The organism is Boudabousia tangfeifanii, assembly GCF_001856685.1.
Lineage (GTDB): Bacteria > Actinomycetota > Actinomycetes > Actinomycetales > Actinomycetaceae > Boudabousia > Boudabousia tangfeifanii.
Window position 1 is genome coordinate 191,184 of the sequence record NZ_CP017812.1, and the last position, 15,660, is coordinate 206,843.

13 protein-coding genes are annotated in these 15,660 nt (G+C 55.9%); 10 read left to right on the forward strand and 3 right to left on the reverse strand.

Features of this window, described 5'->3' with window-relative positions:
* The first annotated feature begins 11 nt into the window (after positions 1-11).
* Positions 12-335, forward strand: a complete 324-nt coding sequence (locus tag BK816_RS00650) for a hypothetical protein (RefSeq protein ID WP_071163451.1) — start codon at positions 12-14, stop codon at positions 333-335.
* Complete coding sequence (locus BK816_RS00655; protein ID WP_071163452.1) at positions 336-2,813, forward strand: DEAD/DEAH box helicase; 2,478 nt, start codon at positions 336-338, stop codon at positions 2,811-2,813. It begins immediately after the preceding gene.
* 51 nt (positions 2,814-2,864) lie between these two features.
* Here BK816_RS00655 and BK816_RS00660 read toward each other — a convergent pair whose 3' ends face one another.
* Positions 2,865-4,199, reverse strand: a complete 1,335-nt coding sequence (locus BK816_RS00660; protein WP_071163453.1) for an aspartate kinase — start codon at positions 4,197-4,199, stop codon at positions 2,865-2,867.
* Positions 4,196-5,572, reverse strand: a complete 1,377-nt coding sequence (locus BK816_RS00665; protein ID WP_071163454.1) for a homoserine dehydrogenase — start codon at positions 5,570-5,572, stop codon at positions 4,196-4,198. Before BK816_RS00665 ends, BK816_RS00660 begins: the two co-directional genes overlap by 4 nt.
* An 86-nt stretch (positions 5,573-5,658) precedes the next feature.
* Here BK816_RS00665 and thrC point away from each other — a divergent pair, with 86 nt between their 5' ends.
* The 5 genes from thrC to BK816_RS00690 all read left to right on the forward strand — a co-directional run bounded on the left by thrC (position 5,659) and on the right by BK816_RS00690 (position 10,781).
* Positions 5,659-7,299 (forward strand): threonine synthase, encoded by a 1,641-nt coding sequence (thrC, locus tag BK816_RS00670; RefSeq protein WP_071163455.1) that lies wholly within the window; start codon positions 5,659-5,661, stop codon positions 7,297-7,299.
* A complete protein-coding gene (thrB, locus tag BK816_RS00675) occupies positions 7,286-8,215 on the forward strand; it encodes a homoserine kinase (protein ID WP_071163456.1) in 930 nt (309 codons plus the stop codon). Before thrC ends, thrB begins: the two co-directional genes overlap by 14 nt.
* Positions 8,215-8,652, forward strand: coding sequence for an ACT domain-containing protein (locus tag BK816_RS00680; RefSeq protein ID WP_071163457.1), 438 nt, complete (start codon positions 8,215-8,217; stop codon positions 8,650-8,652). The genes thrB and BK816_RS00680 overlap by 1 nt, the downstream gene beginning before the upstream one ends.
* A gap of 179 nt (positions 8,653-8,831) precedes the next feature.
* Entirely contained in the window at positions 8,832-10,205 is a 1,374-nt protein-coding gene (locus BK816_RS00685; RefSeq protein ID WP_236842336.1) for a uracil-xanthine permease family protein, read from the forward strand.
* 165 nt (positions 10,206-10,370) lie between these two features.
* Entirely contained in the window at positions 10,371-10,781 is a 411-nt protein-coding gene (locus tag BK816_RS00690) for a low molecular weight phosphatase family protein (protein ID WP_071163459.1), read from the forward strand.
* Between the two features lie 84 nt (positions 10,782-10,865).
* On the opposite strand, the gene murJ is transcribed toward BK816_RS00690, so the two are convergent.
* A complete protein-coding gene (murJ, locus tag BK816_RS00695; protein WP_156981951.1) occupies positions 10,866-12,752 on the reverse strand; it encodes a murein biosynthesis integral membrane protein MurJ in 1,887 nt (628 codons plus the stop codon).
* A 170-nt stretch (positions 12,753-12,922) separates the two neighbouring features.
* Here murJ and BK816_RS00700 point away from each other — a divergent pair, with 170 nt between their 5' ends.
* Genes BK816_RS00700 through pheA form a run of 3 tightly spaced genes read left to right on the forward strand, consistent with a single transcriptional unit; the run spans position 12,923 to position 15,616 of the window.
* Entirely contained in the window at positions 12,923-13,789 is an 867-nt protein-coding gene (locus tag BK816_RS00700; RefSeq protein ID WP_071163461.1) for a DUF5926 family protein, read from the forward strand.
* Positions 13,789-14,592, forward strand: a complete 804-nt coding sequence (locus tag BK816_RS00705; RefSeq protein ID WP_071163462.1) for a glycosyltransferase — start codon at positions 13,789-13,791, stop codon at positions 14,590-14,592. The genes BK816_RS00700 and BK816_RS00705 overlap by 1 nt, the downstream gene beginning before the upstream one ends.
* Positions 14,585-15,616: a prephenate dehydratase gene (gene pheA, locus BK816_RS00710; protein ID WP_071163463.1), complete on the forward strand. Its 1,032-nt coding sequence runs from the start codon at positions 14,585-14,587 to the stop codon at positions 15,614-15,616. The genes BK816_RS00705 and pheA overlap by 8 nt, the downstream gene beginning before the upstream one ends.
* Positions 15,617-15,660 lie beyond the last annotated feature (44 nt).

Consider the following 15,660-nt stretch of genomic DNA (forward strand, 5'->3'; position numbering starts at 1 on the left):
GGAGCTAGAAAATGAAAGCTAGCAAAGCAGATATTGCTAAAGAAGAAACTACTCGGGCAAAGTCATTTTGTACGGTGCTCCTATTGATCGGTGTAGTTACTTTGGCCGTGTCCTACACCTCGTTTGCTGAGCGCTTTAGCACCAACTTTTTACTTGGAATCACGATTGTCACCGGTTTGATTGCAGCCTTCACTGCCTTTGCTGCTTTCGTAGTCGGCGCGAAAAATAAGCACTACGATTACTACCTAATCCCGTTCATTGTTGCTGGTCTGATTTGGGTTTCTAGCCCAGCATTATTGGCGCTACTGGGTTTAACGCACGGGGGCGCACACTAAATGGATCCAGCCCTTGAAAGCTTAAAAGCTAGGGGGCAAAAGGATGGACGGCTAGTAAAAGTCCAGACAATTCCTGCCCGTACGGCCAGCTATGCCCCTTGGCCGAACTGGGTAGCTCCAGAAGTAATCGCTACCGCCAATGCCCAAGGAATCGATGAGCTTTGGGAACACCAACTAGCCTGTGCCCAAAGTGCCCACGAGGGCACCCACACCGTGTTAGCTACCGGGACTGGTTCAGGTAAATCTTGGGCAGCTTGGTTGCCAATTCTTTCGGATCTAGCTATTGACGCAACTAGTGCGACTACTCGTATTTCACAGCTAGGTCGTAGACCAACCGCGCTATACCTTTGCCCCACCAAGGCTCTAGCTGCGGATCAGTTGCAAACTTTGCAAAAGCTGATACACAGTACCCAGCCACCACTGCCCGTACAAGCCTTCACTGCCGACGGGGATACTGCCAGTGAACTAAAACGACTGGCTCGGGGTAGTGCAGACATTATCATTTCGAATCCAGACTATATCCACCACGTGATGGCACCGGGCCACGCCCAATGGACTCGCTTCCTCCGCTCGCTCAAATACCTCATCATTGATGAGATTCACGCCCAAAGGGGAGTGGCCGGAGCCCATACCGCCCTCGTTATTCGTAGACTTCTCAGACTGGCTAGGCACTACGGGGCGAACCCCACAGTAATTGGGCTATCTGCTACCTTGGCAGAACCGGCAGCCTGCCTCGCCCAAATCTTGGGGTGCGAAAATGACGAAGTTAAGGCCATCACCGAAGATGCTTCCCCGGCAGCCGCCAAAGAACTCTGGTACTGGCAACCAGCCCTCAGAGACCCGCTGGCACAACTAAGCGACACTGCAAACAGCGCAGAGGAAAATACTCTCGAGGAAGCCGCCGAACTAGTAGCAGGCCTGCATCACGAACGGCGTTCAGTTAGTACCGAAACTGCGCATCTTTTAGCTTACCTTGCCAACCAGCAAATCCGGACGCTGGCTTTCGTCCGATCCCGTTATGGAGCTGAACAAGTCGCCCAAATCGCCCAAAAGCTACTCACAGTTGAAAAACTCAGCACCAAAACTGGAAACTTTGGGGTAAAACATCAGATTGCCGCCTACCGCGGTGGCTACCTGCCTGATGAACGCCGAGCCCTTGAAAAAGCCCTCAGAGAAGGCGAACTAGTCGGTCTGGCCACCACCAATGCGCTCGAACTAGGGATCGATATTGCTGGGCTCGAAGTTGCCATCACTGCCGGCTGGCCCGGCTCAATCGCTTCCATCTGGCAACAGGCAGGCCGCTCCGGACGTGCTGGAAAAGCTGGGGTAGCCATTTTCGTGGCCTCCGAAAATCCACTCGATGACTATTTGATTCACCATCCAGAAATGCTGGCTGACCCACCTGAACACTCGGTATTCGATACCTCTAACCCCTTTGTGTTGGGTCCGCATCTATGTGCTGCCGCCGCCGAGCTACCCCTGGGGCCAGCAGACTGGAAACTTTTCGACCTAACCGTGTCAAGCGAAGGGGCTCAAAGCGTTCAAGACACCGCTACAGATTCGCAGCTAGTGCCCGGCCCAATCGCCACCCTAGCCGCCAATCGTCTCCTAGTGAAACGCCCTGGCGGCTGGTTCTGGAACGCCACCCTACCTCGCTCTGCCCACGACCTAGCGGACTTGCGGGGCACCGGCGGAGATCCCATCCAAGTAGTGCGCCGAGACAGCGGGGAAGTGATCGGTACCGTAGATGCGGCCTCGGCCCATAACCTAGTGCACCCCGGAGCCATCTACATTCACCAAGGCCAGCTATACACTGTCACCCAGCTTGATGACCTGACTGCTACCGTGATTGATTACCGAGGCGATCTGCGTACTCGCCCCACCGAACAACTTACTGTCCAAATCACCAGTCCGGGCCCTGCCTTCGCCCAGCCAGAAAGCGGAATTGTTTGGCAACACGGCAACACCAATGTCATCACTCAAATCACCGACTATGACGTGCTGCGTCAGCCGGGAATGCACTTTGTGACCAACCGGAATCTTGACCTGCCTCCGCGCACTCTACAAACCAAATCCACTTGGATCACCTTCACCATGCGCGACATCGATCGGATTGGGATTGCCGAGGGCGACCTCCCCGGCGCCCTCCACGGGGCCGAGCACGCGCTGATTGGCATGCTGCCACTGTTGGCCACCTGTGACCGCTCCGACCTCGGCGGATTATCCACTGTCCTACACCCGCAAACCGGCACCGCCACCATTTTTGTCCACGATGCCGTGCCTGGGGGAGCTGGGTTTAGCTACCATGGTTTCCAAAATGCGGCCGAATGGGTTGAACTGACCTATCAACAACTCAAAAAGTGCCCTTGCCAAAGCGGTTGTCCGCGCTGCGTGCAATCACCAAAGTGTGGAAACGGCAACGAGCCGCTCAACAAGACAGGGGCGCTAAAACTACTAGCCGCCCTCAGAACCCCTTAGGAGAGAACCCCTAGGGAGAGGACGGCTAGAAAAGCTAAAAGCAGCGAAAGATTAATCGTCAGCGCGTAGAACGAAACGATCGTAAATGCAGCTGATGGCCTTTTCGAAATCGGTGTTATCCACCCCGACAATAATGTCGACTTCATCCGCAGACTGGTTAATAATGCGAATGTTAATGTCGTGGGCACCGAACTCGGCAAAGAACTTGCCAGAAATACCTGGCTTTTGGCTCATGCCGCGACCAACAATAGCAATCAGTGCCACGTTGTCCATTACGCGAATACTGTCGAGGCGCAGTTCTTCCTTCAGTTCGGCAATGATCTCGTAACGATGGTCCTCGATCTGCTTGGTCTCAACCACCACGGTGATATTGTCAACGCCCGCAGGAACCAGCTCAATGGACACCCCGTAGCGTTCAAAAACAGTCAGCACCTTACGAACGGCACCAACCTCACTAGACATGTGCACCTTGGCGCAGGTAATCAGTGAGAAACCCTTCTTACCGCTAATACCAGTGATGTAGTCTGGGGCGTTCTTCTCATCCTGCTCCGAGCAATCCTTCATAATCATGGTGCCCGGATTGTCCGGATCATTAGTGTTACGAATATTGATCGGAATCTGCTGGTCAGCCAAAGGCAAGATTGTCTCATCGTGCAAAACGTTGGCGCCCATGTAAGAGAGCTCGCGAAGTTCTGCGTACGTAATGTAATCGACTCGCTTTGGATTATCTACAATCCGAGGATCGGTGACCAAAATACCCGAAACATCAGTCCAGTTTTCATACACATCAGCGCCGGAAAGTGCCGCTAAAATAGCGCCCGAAACATCCGAACCGCCACGAGTCATAATGCGAATCGAACCGTTTGGCAAAGCCCCATAGAAACCAGGGATAACCACGCGCTTACCCTTTGGCACGCGAGCAGCAAACTGGGTGGCTGACTTTTCCATATTCACTTCGCCGGAATAATCAAAAGCGATGACCTCGCGGGCGTCCACGAACTCGGCCCCCAAATACTCGGCCAAAAGCATTGAAGTCAAGTATTCGCCACGAGAAACCAAGTAATCCACCGTGCAACCAGCAGCCATCTGTGCTTGGATTTGCGCAAACTGATCGGTTAAGTCCAAATCCAAACCAAGGTTAGTCTTAATCCGCTCATACTTAGCCACAATCTGATCAAAAATATGATCAGCCGGCACCCCATACTGCAAGTGAGCATGGGTCAAATAAAGCAAGTCGGTAACCTTATGATCTTCCTTCGCCGTCTTACCGCAAGCAGAAGAAACAATTAGCTGACGAGTCGGGTCAGCCTCAATAATGCCCTTGATCTTTTCGAACTGTTTAGCGCTCGCCACCGACGAGCCGCCAAACTTCACAACCTTAATCATTCGTTTAGTCCAGAATCTACTAGTGCTAGGAACAAGCCCCTATCGGCCACCATCTTAGCGGAGGAATCCTCCACCTCGCATACCAATGTACTAATGTCGCCAACCACACCAGTAGTGAAACCTGCCCGACGCAAAGAGTTCATTAAGAGTGGCAAATGAACTCCGCCAGTCAAAATTGCCCCGTTTTCCAGTTTTTCCGGTCGGGTGAACTCAACCAAGTCCCACAAAAGGTCAAAGTCTTCAGAATTTTCGGGCCGCAAATAGTACTTTCCTTGCAGCGCCGACTGATCCATTGGAGCTACTTCCAAAGACTGGGCTGGAGACGAAACTAATTGATCAACGCTGGCTACTTCGCGAGACAGCGGGGAGGCATTCTGCCCCCAAGCCTCTTGCCACATGGGGGCAACCACAGTGCGCCCCGGAGCAGCTAAAGCAAAAGAGTCTTGGACCATCAAAGCTTGCACGGAAACCAAATCCGAAACCACGGCAAAAGCGGTTGGAAGCATTCCCGCCCCTTGACCATAGTAGGCAGCCTCGCCAAAGTTATTCGAGTTCACCATGGCGCAATTAAAGTTCTGGTGAATCCCAGCAAGCAAGTGGTTTGCCGGCAACATTACTGGCATCGCGCCAGCCATCACACCCTGATTCGTGGCTCGAGCCATGCCCAACAACTTAATGGTCTTACCGTGAGCGGCTGCCCACTTAGCGTCGCGCCCATCAACATGGCGTAAACCCAAAGCCGGCACTTGCTCTAAAGGCACCGAAACGCCCCAGATTCGGTTGGCAGTCAACACAGTTTTGTACTTGACGTCGTGGCCGTCGATGTCGTCGGATGGGTCGGCCTCGGCATAGCCACGTTCTTGGGCGCCACGCAACGCGTCGTCGAAGTTCTGACCATGCGTGAACATTTCATCCAAAATGTAGTTGGTGGTGCCATTGAAAATGCCGCGGAAAGACTCCACCTCATCAACCTGCGCCGTCAAAGCCAGATTGTGTAGCCACGGAATACCGCCGCCAATGGCCGCCTCAAAAGCCAAAGGTACCTGGCGCTGTGTGGCTAAAGCCTGAAGCTCGTCGTACTTGTGTGCTAACAACTTCTTATTGGAGGAAACCACCCCCATGCCCGCCGACAATGCGCGTGAAACAAACTCAAAAGGCTTATCAACCCCGCCCATGCATTCGACCACGACGTCCATGTCGGTGGTGAAAAATTCCTCAGGGTCAGTGGTGATGCGTTCGTCAGTAATCTCGGACTGGTCGCGAACCAAAATACGAACCACTGACATTGCGGCAGTGGCAGAAGTCTGATGGGCGTCAATAATTTTACGTACCCCTTGGCCGACCACACCGTGTCCTAGTAGACCGATTCTCATGACAGCTCCTGTCCGTGATTGGTGAACACTTGTTTATTCCTGAGAGACAAGGTAACATTTTTTTGCAATAAGTTCAAGGAGTAATCATGATAGCTGAAAACTTTGTTAGTACACGAGGACAAGCGCCTGCGGTGACTGCAAAAACCGCCATTGTGCAAGGCCTAGCAGCCGACGGGGGACTTTTTGTTCCCGCCCAGCTACCCACCAACCAGTTTTCACCCGATCAGTTTGTCGGCCAAAGCTATCAAGATATTGCTCGCACCATTTTGGGAACCGTTTTTCCTGATTTCACCGAGGCCGAGCTTGCTGCAGCAGTGACCGGCGCGTACGGCCCCAAATGGGACACCGACGAGATTACCCCGCTGACCGCCCTCGGCCAGCAACATTTGCTAGAGCTGTACCACGGTCCCACTTCCGCCTTTAAAGACGTGGCCTTGACGATTTTGCCGCACCTGCTAAAAACGGCGTACGCGTCCTCGGGCAGCCAAAAAACCGTGTACATTTTGACGGCCACCAGCGGTGACACCGGCAAGGCCGCCCTAGAAGGTTTCAAGGACGTGCCCGACACTTTCGTTACCGTTTTCTACCCCTCCGAGGGCGTTTCGGCAGTCCAACAACGACAAATGCAAACCACCACCGGCAATAACGTGGAAGTGGTGGGGTTGCAGGGCAACTTCGATGACTGCCAGCGACTCGTGAAGGATTGCTACGAGGACGCCGAACTGATTGGTGCTTTCCCTGGCGTGCAGTTCTCTTCGGCAAACTCGATCAATGTCGGACGACTCTTCCCGCAGGTGGTTTACTACTTCAAGGCCTATGCGGATCTGGTGGTTCGCGAAGTAGTGCGCGCCGGCGAAGCAGTCAATTTTGCCGTGCCTACCGGCAACTTCGGCAATATTTTGGCCGGATACTTTGCCAAGCAACTCGGCTGTCCGATTGGCCAGTTGATTTGCGCCTCGAACCAAAACAATGTGCTCACCGAGTTCTTGCGCACCGGCCGCTACGACGCCAACCGCCCTTTCTACACCACCATGTCGCCTTCCATGGACATTTTGGTTTCTTCCAATTTGGAGCGTTTGCTTTACCTCGCCTCCGATGGGGACGCCGAACTAGTTGCCGGCTTAATGAAGCAGTTGGCCGAGGACGGTACCTACCAGATCAGTCCCGAACTGCTCGCGAAATTGCAAGAAACTTTTGTGGCTTATGACTGCAGTGAGGCCCAGTGTGCTGACGCGATTAAACAGGCGTGGGAGGAACATGGTCGCTTGATTGACCCGCACACCGCGGTAGGCTGGCACGCCGCTTTGGCTCACGAGGCCGAAGGAGGGCGGGCCGCCCAAGAAGCCCAAACCGGCAAGGGGGTGCGAAGTGCTAATGTGACCCAGGGGGATGAAACCCGTGACGCCCAAGCTGCGCCGCAAGCCCGTCCGGCTACACCACCGACGGTAGTGCTTTCTACCGCCTCGCCATACAAGTTTGCCGCCGACGTACTGGCCGCGATCGCACCAGCCGGGGAACCGGCCAATACGGAAATCCCCGCGGCAGATCTTCCGGCCGCGCAGGCTTTCGCCGCGCTATCCGCCCTCGAAAAGCTGACCGGCGAAGCCATTCCACCGAACCTAGCCGAAACTGAAAAACTGCCGATTTTGCACCAGCGACAATTACCGAAGGACGCCGGTCGCCAGGTGGTCACCGAACGCTTGGAGGTGCTCAATGCTGCGCATTAAAGTTCCCGCCACATCAGCGAACCTCGGCCCCGGTTTTGACACTCTGGGTCTGGCCCTCGCCTGCTACAACACTTTCGACGTTGCCCTTTCTAACGAGCTGGAACTGACCGGAATCCCCTGCGAGTTTTCCGGGCCCGACAACCTTTTCGCCCAAGCCTACGCGGCCACCCGCGAACTGATCCCCGCAGAGAAGCGCCCCCGGCAGGCCAGCGTTAAAGCCCACTTCCAGGCCGATATCCCTATTTCGCGAGGGCTTGGCTCTTCGGCCGCCCTGCTAGTTGGGGGAGCCGTGGCCGCCAATGAACTTGCCGGTTCGCCCCTCAGCGACGATGACATTTTCCAAATCTGCACCCGCTTCGAAGGCCACCCCGACAATGTGGCTCCAGCCGTTTTCGGGGGCATGACTGCCAGTTTTGTGGCCGAGGACGGGGTCGCCATTACCAGCCAAATCCCCATGTCGGACCAGTTGTACTTCACCGCTTTCATCCCCGATTTTGCGGTCCCGACCGCGCAGGCACGCGCTGTCATGCCGCGACAACTCCCCGTCCAAGATGCGGTCTTTTCCATGTCGCGGGCTATCTCACTGATTGCCGCCCTCGGCCCGGGCGGGCTACCCGCCGAACCCACCCAAGCGGCACAACGTCTACGTGAACTAACCAAGGACAAGATTCACCAGCCATACCGTCAGCGGCTCATCCCAGACTGGCCCGAACTACTCAAGCGCGTCCACCAAGCCGGTGGGGCCTTGGCTGTATCTGGTTCGGGCTCGACCTGCCTGGGTATTAGTGTCGGTCAGCCCCTCGGCCCACAAGTCGACCTTGCGGGACTGGAAGCCAACTGGCGCGCCCTCGATCTGCCTCTCCACCTTGGCGGGCCGATCGTAGAAGACCTAGCCGGTGAAAACGAGGCGAAGTAATGAACAGTGAATACCTGATTGTCCACCACTCCCTGCTGCCCGAGTTCTGCCACAAAATCGTGGAAATCAACCAAAAACTGCACTCGGGCGAGTTCGAAAATATTAGCGCTGCCACCAAAGCGACCGGCATTTCCCGCTCCACCTACTACAAGTACAAGGACCGTATTTTCACCCCCGCCAAAGGGCAGACCGAACGCAAAGCTGCACTTTCGCTCAATGTGCGCCACCAGCCCGGCAACCTCTCGAGAGTGCTCAACCTATTAGGGGAACACCAGATTAGTGTGCTCACCATCAGCCAATCCCTGCCGATTGCCGAGGTCGCCGCGGTACTCATGACCGTTGACGTTAGTAGTGCCGACGCCCCACTCGAAACTGTGCTGGCCGACCTGGCACAGCAACCCGGGGTGCACCAGCCGCAACTACTGTCAGTGGAATAAAACCGCTAAATTGCCGCCAAATCGTGACCTATTGGGCGGTTGGTACTAAAGCTAGGGTGAAAACATGCCGGTATACTAGGCGGCGAGGTTAATGACATGCAGTGACGTGCCACCCTCGGATTTAGCCCTGCGGGGTTTTCCGGTTGTGCATGCCCTGCGACTACCGGAAAGGTACCGCAATGAGCACCCCCTTTAAATGGAATCTACACGGCGACGGCAAGTCGATTGAGCCGGGCGCTGTAGTTCTTCCCAGTGAACGTTTGAGCTGGCCACGCACCATCGGCATCGGTGCCCAGCACGTAATCGCCATGTTCGGCGCTACGTTCCTCGTTCCACTTTTGACTGGTTTCGACCCGTCCACCACCCTTTTCTTCACCGGCATTGGCACCCTTTTGTTCTTGGCTATCACCGCCGGTCGTCTTCCTTCCTACCTTGGTTCCTCCTTCGCCTTGATTGCCCCAATCGGCGCTGTCACCGGCTACGTTGCTGGTGGGGGCGCCCCGATCGATCCAGCCAAGCAGTCGCTCGCCCAGGGTGGCATCGTGGCCGTTGGTTTGACCCTAGCCATCATTGGTCTGATTGTGCATTTTGCTGGCACCAAGTGGATCGACATTCTCATGCCGCCAGTAGTAACCGGTGCGATTGTTTCCTTGATTGGTTTCAACCTAGCCCCAGCCGCTTGGAACAACGTCAAGCAGGCTCCGCTAACCGCCACCGTAACTATCGTGTCCATTCTGCTAATCACCGTGCTCTTTAAGGGCATCATTGGCCGCCTCTCCATCCTCTTTGGTGTGTTGATTGGCTACGTGGTGGCGGTCATTTCGGGGGAAGTTTCTTTCGAAGCGATTGAAAATGCCTCTTGGGTGGGGGCCCCATCGTTCCAGGCACCAACTTTCGACCCCACCTTGCTGGGTTTGTTCGTGCCGGTAGTTTTGGTACTAGTGGCCGAAAACGTGGGTCACGTAAAGTCTGTGGCCGCCATGACCGGGGAAAACCTTGACGACGTTACCGGTCGTGCCCTCTTTGCCGACGGTATCTCCACCGTATTCGCCGGTTCCGGCGGTGGTTCTGGTACCACCACTTACGCCGAAAACATTGGCGTTATGGCCGCAACCCGCGTTTACTCCACCGCCGCTTATGTGGTTGCCGCCCTCTTCGCCCTCGGCCTGTCCATGCTGCCGAAGTTCGGTGCGGTCATCAACACCATCCCAGCCGGCGTACTTGGTGGGGCTGCTACCGTCCTCTACGGCATGATCGGCATGCTCGGGGTGCGTATTTGGGTACAGAACCGCGTTGACTTCGCTGACCCGGTAAACCTCAACACCGCCGCAGTTGCCATGGTCATCGCCATTGCTAACTTCACCGCCAATCTCGGTGGCGCCACCTTCGAAGGGATCGCCCTTGGTTCGGGTGCCGCCATCGTCATCTACCACCTGATGCGTGGCATCTCCAAGTGGCGCGGCACCAACCTCGAAGCTGCTTCGCCGGCCTCGGCCCCAGCTGGTGCCGACCTCGAATCGCCCTCGTACCGTAGCCGTCACCGCGAAAAGTGAGAAATGGAAACTAGTGTCTAACCCACTTGGGAAAATTTGGGCGCTAACGTAAACAAAGTAAGTTACCCCCTGCCGTGCCGCCAAAACGGAGCACGTGCAGGGGGTAACTTTATTTTCAATAGTGTGGCAAGGCACATTTAGAAGTTTGGGGATAAAATACTATCTATGACAAGCAATGACAATGAAAAAACCGCGATCCTTTTCGTTTCGCGCGGCGGCGGGATCGCTTCTTGCGCGGCCTTGCTCGCTCGGCATGCAGCCCATTTGAAAGAAATCGAGGCGTTTGCTGCCTACACCAACACCCAGATGCAGGAACCTGACGAACTGCTCGAACAGGTAATGTCCGAGGACGGACTCGACCTCGCCACCATCGTGCCTCTCGCACTGGGCAAAGATCTATTGGATTACTGCCAGGTAGTAGTCACTCTTGGTGGAGTCAAGGCCGAGGACGTCGGTGAACACCCCAAGGTGCTCCACTGGGATCTTCCCTCCACCGACGGACAAGACATTGTCACCATTAGAAAGATTTTCGAAGACCTTCGCTGGAAGGTCAAAGAACTAGTAGACGGCATTTAATACCCGCACGATAAAAGTTATGCCCGGATGGCTTCAAAATGGAAGCATCCGGGCATAACTTCGTTTGCTTAACGAACAGCTTACTTAGCCGCGCTTGGGAAGAAAACGCTTGCCAATTCGCAAAAGCTGATTGACTGCCTGGCGATCGCCTAGCACCCACAAGCTGGTGAGGTAAACCAACAGGCACAACACGCCACCGACCGCGCATTTTAGCAACGAAGCAAGCAGTACATGGGCGGTGCCACCGACCGCGAACTCACCCACCAGAGTGAGGAAAGTCCAGCCCACCAGCCAAGTTGGCACTGCCGCAATCAAAGAACTAAGCAGCGCACGAACCACCAGCTCACTAGTGTGGCCCGGCAGCAGTTTATCCACCTGGTAGAACAGCACTAGTGAACCGATCACGAAGGAAGCGACCTCGGCCATGGCCCCGGCCTCGACCCAGAAAGTGGGCGGGAAAGTTAGCCAAGCAAAACCGGCCAAACCAACGAGGGCCACACCTTTAGCCAAATAGCCGTAGAAAGCCGTTTTTGCCAAGTTGTAGGACAGCAGAATATCCACCTCAACGATGAACAAGCCCATCACGATCAGGCCTGGCGCGTAGGCTCTAAGCACACCCGCATAAGCGTTGATTTCGGCGGCCGAACGCGAGGCTCCATAAGCCTGCATAATCGGTACCGCAAACACCAGCAGGGAAACCACAAAGAACATGGCTACCGACGAAACCTGGTGGACATAAGATTCGAGGGCGTTGCGCACTGCCTTATCGTCACCGTTTGCGGCATAACGCGAAACTTTGGCAAACAAGGCCGTGGCCACCGAAGCGGTAATCACCGAGTGGGGGAGCATGTAAATGGTGAAAGCATTAGCGCGAGCCGCCGGACCAGCCACCACCAGATTATTGGCTACCGCGTAACCTTCCGCAGCCGAAGCCAACATTTGCACCGAAATGATCGACACCATGTAAATGGCGGCAGAAGCCATGGTCCAGGCAGCCACTCTAAAGGCCTCACCCAAACCATAGCCGCGGAAACCCCAGGTGAACTTGTACTGGTAGCCACTGGCCTTGAGCGGCCAAATCAAAGCCACCGCCTGCAAGACGATCCCCAAAGTCGTCGGGATCGCAATCACCAAAATCTGGTTAGCAGTCAAAGAGGCAGGATCGAAATAACCCTTGGGAGCCCAACCATAAAGCGCCACAAAATAGAACAGACCGGCAATGGACACCACATTGTTGATCACAGGGGACCAGGCAGCCTCCCAGAAATGCCCGCGGGCATTAAGTACCTGGCCGAGGACGGACTGCATCCCGTAGAAGAAAATCTGGGGCATGAACCAGTACGCCCAAGTGACCGCCAAAAGCCTGGTAGCTGGGGCCAAACCCGGATAGGTAATCGTGACCACCACCGAAGCCCCGAGGGTCATCACCACGGTCATCACAAACAGGGCCACCCCAGTTAAAGTCAAGAGGCGATGCACATAGTCATGGCCGCCATCTGGGCGGGCAAAAGCGCGCACAATCTGGGGCAAAAGGACAGCCGAAATCACCGAACCGGCCAACAGACCATACATTTGGTTCGGCAGGTTATTAGCCACCGAGAAAGAGTCCTGCACACCGGCAGCGCCAAGCACGGCCAGCAATAAGGCACCGCGGACGAAACCAAGAATACGGGAGGTCATCGTGCCGGCGGCAATTGTCATCGACGACTTCACCACGTTAATGGCTTGGCCACCCTCTTTGCCTTCAGATTCGGCTCCGGCAGCTTGGGCACCACCCTCGGCTAGGGACTGGGCAGCAAAATCGCCATCTACCCCGTTACCTTCGGTTTCCAGCAGGGCTTCGAACTCGCCGGTAGCACTTAGGTCAGCGACGTCTGGTCCGGCCTGTAAACCCTGATCCATCAAAATGGCACCAGTTTGCGGGCCGCGCGTGGCACGAGACTCGTTTTCCATATCGTCCTTAACTTCCAAAACCAGCCATTTTTCGGGCGAAAAATCGGCAGAAAAATGACAATTACTACCACCACTTTAACCGTTAGGGCCGGCCAAGCTTGGTAAATGTGGCAAAAAACTACATTTTTCCACAAATTTAGCCCCAAATTTTTGCCCGTAACCAGCCCACCTGCGCTAATCTTATGGCTATGGGAAAAGCAAGTCGTAAATATGATCCGTCCAAAGCCGCCAAAGTTAAGCGCGCTCCGATTCCATTCGTGGCCCGTCCCTTTGAAGGCCTCAGCTACGAAACCCAGTTGGTCGCCCTGCGCGATTTCATCCCCTCGGGTTTCCTCAAAGTAAAGACCAATGCCGAACACGGCAACGAAGAAATTCTGTTGGTTTCCTACCTGCCAGAAGGTATCCCCGCCATGAAGCGGACCGATGGCCAGGTACTGGTTGCCTTGCGCACCAACGCCAACACCCAAGACTACTCGCACGACCTCGGCCTAGCGCTCACTAGCGCACAGAAGCTCGAGGAAGGCAAGGCACTCGAAGGTTTCGACCCACGCGATGCCGGCCCACGTTTGCAGGACGTCCTTGAGGGTGACGCCCTTGACTTCCAGGTAACTGAAAGCTTCGACTTCTGGGTAGACCCAGCCAAGTTGGAAGAAGAAGATGTCCAGACCGCTTTGCGTCAGGCCGCGGAAGAAGCTGTCCCCTCGGCTCTAGTGCCAGGCACTGACTCCGCTTTCTGGTGCCGCATGAACCATGACTTCGTGCGTTGGGTTCGCTCCGAATCCGAAAGCCGCCTATTTGACGCTTTGGCCCGCTTGAAGGACCGCGGTGAAGCCAACCTCGGTGAAGGCACCCGTTTCATTGGTGCTTTCCGTACCTGTGGTTTGCTGGTGCCGGTCTTCGAAATGGAAGAGCGCACCGAAGCTGCCGACCTCGAAAAGGCTGCCGCCGAACTCGATAAGAAGCTAACCGCTGCGATTGCTGACGACACCCCGTTGACCCCAGCTCAGCGTGGCGCTCGTGCCGGCCTAGTTTCGCGTCAAATCTCATTGCGCTGATGACCCAGCAAGGCGACCTCGGTGATCAAGTGGCGGTGGTGATCCCCGCCTACAACGAGTCCACCGTTATCGCCGCAACCGTCCGTACTTGCCATGCCATTCCTGGAGTGGACTTGGTGGTGGTCGTCGATGATGGCTCCACTGACGACACCCAGGAGGTGGCGCGGGCGGCCGGCGCGGTGGTGGTTCGCCATTCCATGAACCGAGGCAAACACTCGGCGATGGAAACCGGCCTCAAGGTCGTGGCCATGCGTAACCCGGCTAATGGCCGAGGACGTATGCTCCTGTACTTGGATGCCGACCTTGGTGAATCCGCCATTTCCTGCTTGATGCTGGTTGAGGCTGTGCGCCAAGGCGCCGACCTGGCCGTGGCCGACAATGAAGGCGAGGCTACCAGTGGTGGCCGCGGTTTCGTCACCCGCCTAGCTCGCTGGGCGGTTTCGCGGGCCACCGGTTGGCGTTGCCATCAGCCACTTTCCGGGCAGCGCTGTCTTTCGCCCGAGGCCGCCGAAAACGTTCTCCCGTTCAGCTACGGTTGGGGAGTCGAAGTCGGCATGATTATCGACCTAGTCACGGCCGGCTACGCGGTGATTGAGGTGCCCACCAAAATGACTCACCTGAAGAGCAATTTCCCCGGGTGGGGGCACCGTCTGTCGCAGTACAAGGATGTGGCCCTAGCGGTGGGGCAACATTTCTTTAAACGAAACCGCTTAAAACCATCCCAATATCGGGAAGCTGCCAGCCGGCAGCAGAAACACGAAATCTATCAAGTCCTAGGACTGCTCGAAGGAAAACATGACTGAGACGCCAGCGGCTCAACTTAGCGCCGCCCAGACATCCGTGAAAACTGCCGCCACTCGCTACGCCTTCCTCGGCCCCTTTGGGACTTTTACGGAACTAGCTTTGCGCCAGTTTTTGCAGGCCGAGGGCGTTACCATCACTTCCAACCAGCCCGAAGAAATCGAGGCCGCTACCGGCTTGAAGCTTTTGCCTTGTCGGGATGTGGGCCAGGCGCTGAAGATGGTGCGTGAGGGCGAAGCTGATCGGGCCGTGATCCCCTTGGAGAATTCGGTCGAAGGTGGCGTTAATGCCTCCTTGGATGCTTTGGTCCACGGTGAACCTTTGCAGATTGTGGGCGAGACTGCCATCCCGATCGACTTCTGCCTGGTGGTGCGAGAAGGCATTAAGCCAGAGCAGGTGCGTCGCGTGGGCACCCACCCACACGCTTGGGCCCAGTGCCGTAACTGGATCGAGGATCATTTCCCTGGGACTACCCATGTGCCCGCTACCTCTACTGCGGCTGCCGCCAATTTGCTGACCGAGGATCGTTACCCCGGCTTCGAAGCCGCCCTTTGTAATGCGGTAGCTGCTCAAACTCCCGGTTTGGTGACTTTAGCGGACGGCATCGCGGATAATCCCAATGCGGTGACTCGTTTCGTTCTAGTTTCCCGTCCAGGTCGCACCCCGGCTCCCACCGGGGCAGATAAAACCACCGTTCAGGTTCGTCTGCCCGACAACGAGGCTGGCGCCTTGTTGAATATGCTCGAGCAGTTCAGCGCGCGCGGAGTGAACCTCTCGCGCATTGAATCGCGTCCTGGCGGTGGTCGCCTAGGGACCTACGAGTTTAGCGTCGACATTGAGGGACATATTGCCGAGCGTCGGGTTCAAGCCGCTCTGACCGGTTTGCACCGCACGTGCCCCCAGGTGCGTTTTGTCGGTTCCTACCCCCGGTTCGACGCCAAGCCTAATACGGTTGAAACCGGGACAGAAGACAGCGCCTTTGAAGCTGCCACCGCCTGGGTCGAAAGCCTGCTAACCCAAGACTGAAAGCAGCGGGCGTCCTCGGCCAGCAAACGATAGGAGAGCGTGAA

What these genes read in the sequence shown, in the direction of transcription:
- thrC (WP_071163455.1), top strand. Translation starts at nt 5,659, where the DNA reads ATGATAGCTGAAAACTTTGTTAGTACACGAGGACAAGCGCCTGCGGTG.
- BK816_RS00660 (WP_071163453.1), bottom strand. Translation starts at nt 4,199, where the DNA reads ATGATTAAGGTTGTGAAGTTTGGCGGCTCGTCGGTGGCGAGCGCTAAA.
- BK816_RS00685 (WP_236842336.1), top strand. Translation starts at nt 8,832, where the DNA reads ATGAGCACCCCCTTTAAATGGAATCTACACGGCGACGGCAAGTCGATT.
- thrB (WP_071163456.1), top strand. Translation starts at nt 7,286, where the DNA reads ATGCTGCGCATTAAAGTTCCCGCCACATCAGCGAACCTCGGCCCCGGT.
- BK816_RS00705 (WP_071163462.1), top strand. Translation starts at nt 13,789, where the DNA reads ATGACCCAGCAAGGCGACCTCGGTGATCAAGTGGCGGTGGTGATCCCC.
- BK816_RS00680 (WP_071163457.1), top strand. Translation starts at nt 8,215, where the DNA reads ATGAACAGTGAATACCTGATTGTCCACCACTCCCTGCTGCCCGAGTTC.
- BK816_RS00665 (WP_071163454.1), bottom strand. Translation starts at nt 5,572, where the DNA reads ATGAGAATCGGTCTACTAGGACACGGTGTGGTCGGCCAAGGGGTACGT.
- BK816_RS00650 (WP_071163451.1), top strand. Translation starts at nt 12, where the DNA reads ATGAAAGCTAGCAAAGCAGATATTGCTAAAGAAGAAACTACTCGGGCA.
- pheA (WP_071163463.1), top strand. Translation starts at nt 14,585, where the DNA reads ATGACTGAGACGCCAGCGGCTCAACTTAGCGCCGCCCAGACATCCGTG.
- BK816_RS00655 (WP_071163452.1), top strand. Translation starts at nt 336, where the DNA reads ATGGATCCAGCCCTTGAAAGCTTAAAAGCTAGGGGGCAAAAGGATGGA.
- BK816_RS00700 (WP_071163461.1), top strand. Translation starts at nt 12,923, where the DNA reads ATGGGAAAAGCAAGTCGTAAATATGATCCGTCCAAAGCCGCCAAAGTT.
- BK816_RS00690 (WP_071163459.1), top strand. Translation starts at nt 10,371, where the DNA reads ATGACAAGCAATGACAATGAAAAAACCGCGATCCTTTTCGTTTCGCGC.